At 50.9% G+C, this 8,911-nt stretch carries 9 protein-coding genes; 1 reads left to right on the top strand and 8 read right to left on the bottom strand.

The genetic code is table 11. The features are described from left to right. Positions 1 to 222 precede the first annotated feature (222 nt). Positions 223 to 654, bottom strand: coding sequence for a hypothetical protein (locus tag KWJ01_RS03685; protein ID WP_224995076.1), 432 nt, complete (start codon positions 652 to 654; stop codon positions 223 to 225). 134 nt (positions 655 to 788) lie between these two features. Further along, complete coding sequence (locus KWJ01_RS03680) at positions 789 to 2,153, bottom strand: tyrosine-type recombinase/integrase (RefSeq protein ID WP_224995075.1); 1,365 nt, start codon at positions 2,151 to 2,153, stop codon at positions 789 to 791. A gap of 85 nt (positions 2,154 to 2,238) precedes the next feature. Here KWJ01_RS03680 and KWJ01_RS03675 point away from each other — a divergent pair, with 85 nt between their 5' ends. After that, positions 2,239 to 2,607: a hypothetical protein gene (locus KWJ01_RS03675; RefSeq protein WP_224995074.1), complete on the top strand. Its 369-nt coding sequence runs from the start codon at positions 2,239 to 2,241 to the stop codon at positions 2,605 to 2,607. A gap of 42 nt (positions 2,608 to 2,649) precedes the next feature. Here KWJ01_RS03675 and KWJ01_RS03670 read toward each other — a convergent pair whose 3' ends face one another. From KWJ01_RS03670 to KWJ01_RS03645, 6 genes are all read right to left on the bottom strand, one after another. Next, on the bottom strand, positions 2,650 to 4,518 hold the full coding sequence (locus tag KWJ01_RS03670; RefSeq protein ID WP_224995073.1) for a type IV secretory system conjugative DNA transfer family protein: 1,869 nt from the start codon (positions 4,516 to 4,518) through the stop codon (positions 2,650 to 2,652). A 9-nt stretch (positions 4,519 to 4,527) separates the two neighbouring features. Next, on the bottom strand, positions 4,528 to 5,553 hold the full coding sequence (locus KWJ01_RS03665; RefSeq protein ID WP_224995072.1) for a DUF5712 family protein: 1,026 nt from the start codon (positions 5,551 to 5,553) through the stop codon (positions 4,528 to 4,530). 10 nt (positions 5,554 to 5,563) lie between these two features. Continuing rightward, positions 5,564 to 6,013 (bottom strand): hypothetical protein, encoded by a 450-nt coding sequence (locus KWJ01_RS03660; RefSeq protein ID WP_224995071.1) that lies wholly within the window; start codon positions 6,011 to 6,013, stop codon positions 5,564 to 5,566. 169 nt (positions 6,014 to 6,182) lie between these two features. Then, positions 6,183 to 7,043: a DUF4141 domain-containing protein gene (locus KWJ01_RS03655; protein WP_224995070.1), complete on the bottom strand. Its 861-nt coding sequence runs from the start codon at positions 7,041 to 7,043 to the stop codon at positions 6,183 to 6,185. Positions 7,044 to 7,061: 18 nt separating this feature from the next. After that, the gene (gene traM / locus KWJ01_RS03650) at positions 7,062 to 8,075 is read right to left on the bottom strand and encodes a conjugative transposon protein TraM (protein WP_224995069.1); all 1,014 of its coding nucleotides are present in this window, start codon (positions 8,073 to 8,075) and stop codon (positions 7,062 to 7,064) included. Continuing rightward, positions 8,065 to 8,904 (bottom strand): DUF4138 domain-containing protein, encoded by an 840-nt coding sequence (locus KWJ01_RS03645; RefSeq protein ID WP_224995068.1) that lies wholly within the window; start codon positions 8,902 to 8,904, stop codon positions 8,065 to 8,067. The genes traM and KWJ01_RS03645 overlap by 11 nt, the downstream gene beginning before the upstream one ends. Between the last annotated feature and the right edge of the window lie 7 nt (positions 8,905 to 8,911).

Raw genomic sequence — 8,911 nt, 5'->3', positions numbered from 1 at the left:
TTGTACAATGAATTAGCCCCTTCAAAGTCATAATCGTCTGGCAGGTCAATGTGATGACCAAATGTCCATACTTCTTTAGCTACTTCTAATATGTAGTGTCTCCTGTTCATAATGACTACCAACGTCCGTTGAATAAAGCAGGGGCTGCTCACCGCAGCTTCTCTATGGACATAATGTAGATGTTTTGTAGTTCAATGACAATGAGCTCTTACAGCCCTTGCTTTATTCTGTTGTTAGGCATAGTCTTTTTTTATCATTGACAATGAGTAGATTTTTCTTGTCTTGATTCCTTTGTACATATCCTATAATGCTTAGTAAAGCCCCATATTCATCCATATGGCTATCTCTCCCAGATTCATTAATCCAATCTCGATAATACTCCTTTAGCTGCTCATATGAAGCGATGCTTGATTTTAAATCACTGATATCTATGATCTCAATTTGATCCGTCTCATGCTTTACAGAAACCGGTTCCAATGAATTAAATAAGTATTTTATTAGTAGCTCTATTTCCTCTTTATTGTTCAAGGTCATATGGGCGAGGCTAAGATTTTCATCTTCATCCTCAAATAAATAATGATCTAGGAATTCATCAGGGTTGAGGATAACACTGGGATCAAATTCATCTCTTGCTATAAGGAATATATCGATCATTGGATTATGCCTAACTACTGGATATACGCCACAGTGGCGTATATTTTTGTTTTATCATGACCCTAACATACGGCGGGGCTGTGTGAAATCCAAGCGATCCAACGGGCTTTGTATGTTGTTTAAGGCAGTTTGACTTACATGGGTATAGATTTCAGTAGTTTTGCAGCTGTTGTGTCCCAGCAGGGTTTGGATGTACGCAGATCCGTACCATCTTCTAAAAGATGTGTCGCAAAGCTATGCCTAAGACAATGAAGTGTATAGGGAACAGAGATACCTGCTCGCTGTAAAGCATGTCTAAGTACTTTCCCCAAACTTGAGTTTGTATAGGGTCCTCCCCACTGCCCCTCAAAGAGATATTTCTTAGGCTGGTACTTCTCCAGGTATTGCTTGAGCAGGGCAACGGCTCGTTTAGAAAGCAGTGTGATCCTATCTTTTCCACCCTTACCTGCCCTGATTCTGATTTGCCCACGCTCCAGCTCAACATCTCCTGCCTGCAGGTTTAGCAGTTCTCCGCATCGAAGACCCGCTGAATAAATCAGGCCCAGCATCGCCCGGTGCTTTACATTACCAGCTGCTCTGATCAGGGCCACGACCTCTTCACGACTCATGACCTTTGGCAGTTGCCGCAGTCTTTGCGGACGAATCACATCTTCAAGCGCTAATGGTGTTTTAGTTACATAGCGGTAGTAAAAACGAAGTGCATTCACCGACTGGTTGACTGTTGAAGCCACCGCTTCCTGGCTAGCCATCCACCTGGCATGATAGCCATTTACCTGTTCTGCCGTTACCTTTGCTAAAGCAGCTTCGTCTTTGAGCTTCATCTGCCGCATAAAGCGAAGCAGCAGGCTATGGTAGGAGCGAATGGTATTGCGACTGTAGCCCCTGGCGAAAAGTACCACTAAAAACCTTTGCGGACAAAGCAGTGTATCAGCAGCATTGCCCCGGAATGCCTCTTGAATATCCGCTACTTCTCTTAACTCCAGTCTTGCATCCAGGCGCACTTGTACAATCTTTTTCACTTGTTGTAGAAGCTGGGGCAAAGCTATTTGTCCAGTGTCAGCTAGCCAGCCTCTTTCCGTTCTGCTATAAGTTAGATAGGCCAATTGCTTCAATGCACTATAGAGGGTATGGTCAAAGCGGTGGCGAAGAATTACTTTTCCTTCTGCTGCCGGATAGATAGTCACGAATGGTAGCTCCTCCTGCTTTCTTTCAACCCTTATATCCGCAAGGGGTTGCACAGCTAAAGACTTCCCTGCAGAAAAAAAGCTACTGCCATCGATCCAGGCTATTCCCCGAAAAACAGCAAACAGTTGGCTCAACTGCGCTGGTGTATTGGGTAATGTCACCATCTGATGTTCCCTGGACCAGCGTGCATGAGACAGAGACTGCTTGATGCACAGATGAATCTGCTCATCAGCAGTAAACTGCAGCCCTATCTTTTGTACACCTCCAATGAGCAGGTGCTGAAGCATGATTTTCCTGTGCTGGTGCTGTTGCATAGCTAAAAATACGCAGGTGCTACAACACAAAAGGTGTTTTATGCGGTTATGATTCGTATAGTATGCGGTTAAGTTTCTGTTTCTTATGAAGGTATGTCCGGTATGTAAAAAAGAAGTGGTGGGTAGAAGGGATAAAGTCTATTGCTCACCCAGTTGCAAATCCTCATTTCAATATGAGCAGCGACTGGAGCAGGATAGTTTTTTCTTCGAAGTGGACCGCCAGCTGAAAAAAAATCGCAGCATCTTAAGGCGATACAACCAGGTAGGGAAAACCACTCTAAGAAAAGAGGTGCTGTTACAGGAGGGGTTCAAACCACGCTTCTTCACCCACTACTGGAAAAACGGCAAGGGAGATGTGTACCTCTTCTGCTATGAATATGGCTTCCTTTCCCGGAACGAGAATGGAAAGGAGAAATATGTTCTCGTTACCTGGCAGCCCTATATGAACAGCTAACCATGAACAGCCTACAGTGAGGCTACCATTTTTCTACCTTAATCAGGCCCTGCGTTTCCCCCTGGCAGGCTTCCGGACCGACTGCCTGTAAGAAGTAACGATCTGCTCGGCTTCTGCATGGATCTTCTTAAAGTTCTGCTCCACCTGCACATTTGAGGCAAATGGCTGTATAGCTGGCGCCTGCTTATACGCTTTCCCTACCCGGATCCTGCTCCAGAAGTAAGGTTCCTTACCTTCTACAGTCGTGCCTAAAAACTCACCTACCTGTAAGCTACTAAGGTCCTGTGGCCGGACTAGCTGCTTTTCCTGCCTGTTGATGGAAATGGTATGGTTATTCGTCAGCCGCCCGCCCCAGTGATTCTGGCTGGTGGACCGACTTTCCATTTCCTTCTCCTCCCGTCCAAAAAAATCGCTGATCATCCTGGCAGAGCTGGCCACCCCCACCCTTCCGTAAAACTGGTTATTCAGGTTAGCAATAATCACATCAGCTTTTTCCTTCCCATAGCTGTCGACCATTTGGCTATAATCCTGCGCCATATAAACCGTAGCAATCCGGTTGCTCCTGGCCGTAGCCGGTATCATTTCCAGCCTGGGAATATAGAGCGTGGGGGCTTCATCCAGCAGCACCACAGCTGGGAGGCAGTCCGGCCGGTTCATTTGTTTCAGGGCAACGGTAATGATGCAGGAAATCAGCGGACTGAAGGTATCCACCAGCGTGGGAAGGGTCCCCAGTACCAGTAGTTTAGGTTTGTCCGGGTTGTTCATGTCAAGCTCGAAATCATCCCCCGACAGCACCCAGCAGATCTCCGGGCTGTTGATACGGGCAATGGAGAGTTGCAGTGAACCGATCACCCCCGCAATCTGCCCCTCGGCATCATTTTCTACGGCACTGATCACGCTCCTGGCCATACCGGCTGTTTCGGGATCGGAGGCCAGCATGCTTAGGCTGCGCATATAGTCTTTGTAGAGGATGATGTTCACAGCATGGGGAAGGGTGCAGTATTGCGGGTGGTGCTTTTTGAGGAACCAGATCACGGCTGACAGCAGGGCATTGGCAGATCGTATCCAGAAATCCTTCTTCCGGATGGTTTCCGGCAGCAGGTTGTTCAGGATAGCCAGGCTGTACTCTTCCGCAAATGCCAGCACTGGCATTTGCTCCGCTTTCAGCGGGTTCAGGCGGTGACTCCTGGATAGGTCGTGGAAGTTAAGCATATAACAGTCCAGTTCCCTCCTGTTGCACTTCCATAACGCCAGGTGCACCTGCTCTGCCAGCACCGGAAACTTAAAATCATACACCAGCCCCGTATACCCTTTTGCGATGGCCTGCTGTATGATGGGAAAAGCCAGGGATTCGCTCTTTCCTGCCCCGGCCGCACCGCTGATAAAAATACCCCGGAAAGGATTGGGCACATTGATATACCCCGCCCTTGTCCTGAAGCTAAATCCCAAAGCCCTTTTCATCTTTTTCTTTTCATTCCTGATTCCGAAATGTGTCCCCTGTCTCCGGCTCCACACGGCAGGAAGCAGCAAAGCTGTAAGGATAAAGCAGCAAAGTATGGCAGGATATCCGAAACGGATCACTACCAGTGGATAAACATGCACCCGAAGCAAGAAGTAAACACACAACAGGAAGCCAATAATTACCCCCAGTTTCACGTTGCCAGGGATCTGCTTTTTACCGGTACCTGCCATACCTCCGGGATTCCCCATTACCCAACCCAGAAAACAGATCATAAAACTCAGCCTGCACCACACACCAGCACCAGCGGCCAGTTTCAACAAAACCAGGGCAGCCCTGTCATCTGTCTGCAGGGCCAGCAGGGGGTCCAGCTGCACATAGACCGCATATTCCCCTGCCAGGATGGCCAGCATCAGGATCAGCAGAAAGAAAATAGCCTGATGGTGTTGCATATGGATTTTTTATTTCAAGGACATTGTGTTACGCTTACGCCTACGTGGTGTAAATTCATACAGGTTCAGCGATTCAGTAAATCCCATACCCCTGCCGGTTGCGGCCAGTTGCTTCAGCGACGTTGCCAGGGATTGGTCTACCCGCAGCTGCTCTGGTTTGCGGTCGCGGTTATGCTCCAGCAAATGCAGGGGGTCACGCACATATTGCTCCTTTTTCAGCTTCTGTTCCAGCCTGTTCAGGTTGAAGAAAAAAGTCCTGTCCCATTGCCGCTTTTCCGCGACCTCCAGCACCCGTTCCGGCTTCAGCTTATGCGCTTTATCCAGGTATAGATTGATGGTTTCTACCCTGGCAGTAATGCGGGCTCTGTAACGTTTCACCTCTTGCACTCCCGGGACTTTGCAGGCTGGTGCTTTATCAAGGGGGTAGTAGTGAAACATACTATTGAAGCACCACTGGTTGTCCCTTTGCCAGGCCCCCATATCAAAGCGCTCCCTGTTCCCGAAAGGGCTTAGCGTAAGCTGCTGTGCCCGGTCCCTTTTGGAGACTACCACATGTACATGCATGTGGTAGCCAGCCTTCAAATCTCCTGATTCATGAAGTCCCAGCCTAACTTCCTCTTCCCTGCCCTTGTAGGTCCTTTCCTGATGGAGGGTTGCAAACCAGAGCAGATCTTCCCCACAGACTCTCTTCCCCCCTTTTAGCCGAAAGTTCTCTGCATACTGCTGCATTGCCAGCCGTGTAAACTCTTTTAGCTTTTCGGGGTCATTGTCAATATGCCGGAGTTCCTCCTTCCCAGGCGACAGCACCAGGGAGATAAACTTGCTCTCCTGTCGCTGCAGGCCCTTTATATTTTCGTCGATCTGTCTGCGTACTTCCGAAGGAGATATACCATCTCCTTCCCCAGAAAAGAAGGTTAGTGCTACCCCCTTTTCCTTAGCTTCATGCTGCAGATACCTGATCAGCAGCCCACTGCTCCCCTTGTTTTCATAAACTCCTTTGCCGTGAATAAGGGGCTGGATGATCTTAGAATGCATTGGCTACAGGTTAAGGTTGTTCTTTCTCATGATTATAGGCCTTTAGTATCTCCTGCTTCCGCTGCAGCGCATACTGGCTGTTTTTCTGCACCATTTGCTGCAGTTCCTCCCGGTTCATTTCAGAGAGCTGATGGAGGTTGTTGAGCAGGACCTCAATGAGGATGCGGGTGTTAATCTGCTCATGCAGGATTTCCTTCAGGCTTGCCACCATCAGCGCCATACTTTCCTGCTCCTGCCGGTTCAGCATGTCCAGGATCTTCGTGATTCCTTTATCAAAAGCATCGTGCAGCCCCCACGCCAGCCCTTCCCTGACGGTTTTCGGGTTCAGCCGTCGGCTGGCAAAATAGCGGATCACCGCTTCGGTATATTCCCTATGAGACAGCTGAAACTCTCCAGCCTCCCTCATGAGCAGTTCATGGACGGCAGCTCCTATTTTTATCTCTTTTCTGGCTGTTTTCATGCTATTCAGTATGGTGTAAATGCGCTGAAGGATATACTACTTGTATCATGACTAACAGCCTGGTATGCAAGAAGCCCTGTTCCGGCGTTGCTGACCAGCAGCAATGCAACGGAACAAGGGCATCGGGTACACAAATGGGCTGAAAGGGAAAAACATAGCGAACATGAAATTACTGTCCGTATTTCATCTGCGGTTCTTCTGCCAGGGCTTTGCGCACCAGGTGATTCCGGTAGGCCTCCAGCAGGGCCTTTTTAGAGGCGGAGGGCTGTTCGGTTGCCGTGCGCAGCAGTTCGTCGGCTTCCAGTTTGAGCTCAATACTCTGCTGAATCACCTCCCGACACTGTTTCAGGGCATTCAGCCTTTCTGCTTCGTTCATCGTCAGGCGCCGGTCCCTTTTTACAGCCTCCATCAGTTCCCTGGCCCCGTAGATCATTTCTTCGGCCAGCTCATGATAGGACAGTGCCGCCTGCATCTTCTTCTGCGCGCTCATTTCCGTAAAGGCAAACTGGTTGAGCAGTGTCTGCTGGTTTAGCGCATCATAGGAGACCAGGTCCGGCACTGGATCACTCGCCGCATGAAGACCTGTTAATAGGCCATACAATAGCCGCGCATTATGGGGATTGGGCTTCGCACGCAGCGCCGGGCGCAGCCAGTCTGTTTCGGGCAGCTCGGGGAGGTACACCATCGGATCCACTGAAATGCCCATTGCCGAGCGGGTAACACCGTCCAGGTCCGACCATTTCAGGTCCTGGATACCACGGGCTATTTTCAGTGCTTCCTGCACTTCCCACTGCAGGCTGTAGATGTTCTCAATTTCTTCCTTTGTCCGGACGGCTGCGTTCAGAATCTTTTTAGTTTCCTGCAAGGTTTTGCCTGCCTTGGAGATGAGCTCCACCTCATTGGCAATGCTTTTGATCATGTTAGCAAACTGGGCCGGGTCATAGACCACCCACTGGGCTTTCAGGGGCTGGCCGAGTAGTACCAGCATAAAAGCCGGCAGCATAATTTTCTTCAAGAGTGATGGGTTCATCGCTTAAAAGTTTAAGGTTTATTGTGGTTCAGGGGCTACAAAGAGCGGGTAGCCGTCCGCCAGGAAGAGGGATTTGTCTTTCCTGTTCTTCCGCAGGAAGGATCTCCCCAGCCCTGCCAGGCCTCCGGCCACGCCGCCATAAGGCACTGCATGCAGCAACTGGTTCATGGCATCCTCCCTGCTTTCCGCAAGTGCCGAAGGCAGGGGTTCCTCCTGACGGTAGAAAATCCCTTCCTGGTAATCATGATCGTACACCTGCATGCGTACAGGCACGGCATCCACACGCAGGATACGGATTTTGATACGTCCGCCACCGGAACCGCTAAGCTTTCCATAGAGCAGACTGTTTCTTGGAAAGCGCTGTTTGCCTACCTGCATTTCCTCCAGCAGGCGCAGAAGCAGCGTCGCCTGTGGCTGCAGTTGCTGATCACCATGGACCACTGCACGAAATAACCCCTGCTGCTCCTGCGGCACAACAACAGCAGATTGCTGCGGCCTGACAGTGTAGAAAGGATCTGCCTGAGCTTCCTCCCGCCGGGCAGGGGCAGCATGCCCCACCGGCTGTTGCCGTGACCTGGCTGGGCGGGGATTTGCAGGGGATTGAAGATCAGATTCAACCGCTTCCTCTATCCGGGAATGTTGTGCTGTTGGAGGCTTTACCGCAGTTTCGGGTACAGCTGTACTGTCTGCGGATCTTTCCGCGGCTGGGGCTTCCCGGCTCATGCGCCCGAAGTCCATGGCCACAATGGTTTCCATGGTGCGGCGGCGCCTGGCGTTTTCCTTCTTAACCTCCTCTAGCTCCCGGTGGTAACGCTCCAGCCTTGAAGGCTCCTTTGAAAGCGCCTGCTCCGGGGGGCTCTCCCCGGGAAGCCGCACCTCAGGTTTGATACTTGCAATCGGCGTAGCTGCCTGGTAGCGCCTTATGCTGGCGAACCCAAACAGCACCAGCAGGGCAAGGCCCACCACACCCAAGGCCAGTACCCACCCCTTTTTCCGCAGCCACTGCCGCCATCTTCCCTGCTTAGTGTCCATGGCCATCCGCATAAAGGGGCGCTTTGTTGATCAGGCGGGCAGGGACTTTTATGCGCAGCAGTCTGGCCCCCTCCTGTTCGCGGATCAGGATCTCCAGCCTGCCACGCCGGGTCATGGCAAAGAGAGGTAGTGCATAATACAACGAGCCTTGCTCCAGGGCGGAGATGCGCTGCGGTACTATTTCTGCAACAGGACGCACCTCCTTGCGATAGCTGTTGTTGCGGGAGAACAGTTTTCCCCGCTTTTCCTGAAAGCTGAAGCCTACAAAGTCCAGCCGGTAATCGATGGAGGAATTGTTTGCCAGGCACATGCCCAGCAGGAGCAGCTGCCTGTCATTCTGTAAGTGCATAAGCCGGAGCGCCAGGCCATGCCTAGCACGCTGCCGGAGGCTCCTGTTCTGCATGACTGCCTCCTGCTGAGCCAGCTTTTCCAGGAGTACTGCAGCTACCGGACTGCCGCCAGAAGGCTCCTGTCCAGCAGCTGGCTGCTTGCTGAAGTCATACAGGCTTTGTGCCGGCACGAGGGCAAAGGCGATCCTGGCCGTGTAGTAGGCGCCTCCGAACCGAACAAAGATATTGGTAGGTCCGGAGGTTTTGCTACGTGCTTTCAGGAATACACTTTTACCTTCAATCCTGGCAAAATATTCACCGGTACGGCCGATGTCCACCAGCTGAACCTCCTCTGGAAAAATCAGGTACGTGGTTTCCGTGTCCGATACAAAGACTGTATCAGCACCGGGATAGGCACGAATGCCTACATTCCCAACCAGGTGCTGGCGGGCAGCCAGGGCAAAGGGAATCCATAATAATAAGAACAAAAAGGTTTTCATAAGCGAT

The organism is Cesiribacter sp. SM1, assembly GCF_020178975.1.
Classification (GTDB): Bacteria; Bacteroidota; Bacteroidia; order Cytophagales; family Cyclobacteriaceae; genus Cesiribacter.
Note: the sequence above shows the minus strand (reverse complement) of the source record. Positions and strands in the feature narration are given on the sequence as shown.

Excerpts from the sequence above, each read along its gene's own strand:
- KWJ01_RS03645 (WP_224995068.1), bottom strand. The coding sequence starts at position 8,904 with ATGAAAACCTTTTTGTTCTTATTATTATGGATTCCCTTTGCCCTGGCT.
- KWJ01_RS03670 (WP_224995073.1), bottom strand. The coding sequence starts at position 4,518 with ATGCAACACCATCAGGCTATTTTCTTTCTGCTGATCCTGATGCTGGCC.
- KWJ01_RS03680 (WP_224995075.1), bottom strand. The coding sequence starts at position 2,153 with ATGCAACAGCACCAGCACAGGAAAATCATGCTTCAGCACCTGCTCATT.
- KWJ01_RS03685 (WP_224995076.1), bottom strand. The coding sequence starts at position 654 with ATGATCGATATATTCCTTATAGCAAGAGATGAATTTGATCCCAGTGTT.
- traM (WP_224995069.1), bottom strand. The coding sequence starts at position 8,075 with ATGGACACTAAGCAGGGAAGATGGCGGCAGTGGCTGCGGAAAAAGGGG.
- KWJ01_RS03665 (WP_224995072.1), bottom strand. The coding sequence starts at position 5,553 with ATGCATTCTAAGATCATCCAGCCCCTTATTCACGGCAAAGGAGTTTAT.
- KWJ01_RS03660 (WP_224995071.1), bottom strand. The coding sequence starts at position 6,013 with ATGAAAACAGCCAGAAAAGAGATAAAAATAGGAGCTGCCGTCCATGAA.
- KWJ01_RS03655 (WP_224995070.1), bottom strand. The coding sequence starts at position 7,043 with ATGAACCCATCACTCTTGAAGAAAATTATGCTGCCGGCTTTTATGCTG.
- KWJ01_RS03675 (WP_224995074.1), top strand. The coding sequence starts at position 2,239 with ATGAAGGTATGTCCGGTATGTAAAAAAGAAGTGGTGGGTAGAAGGGAT.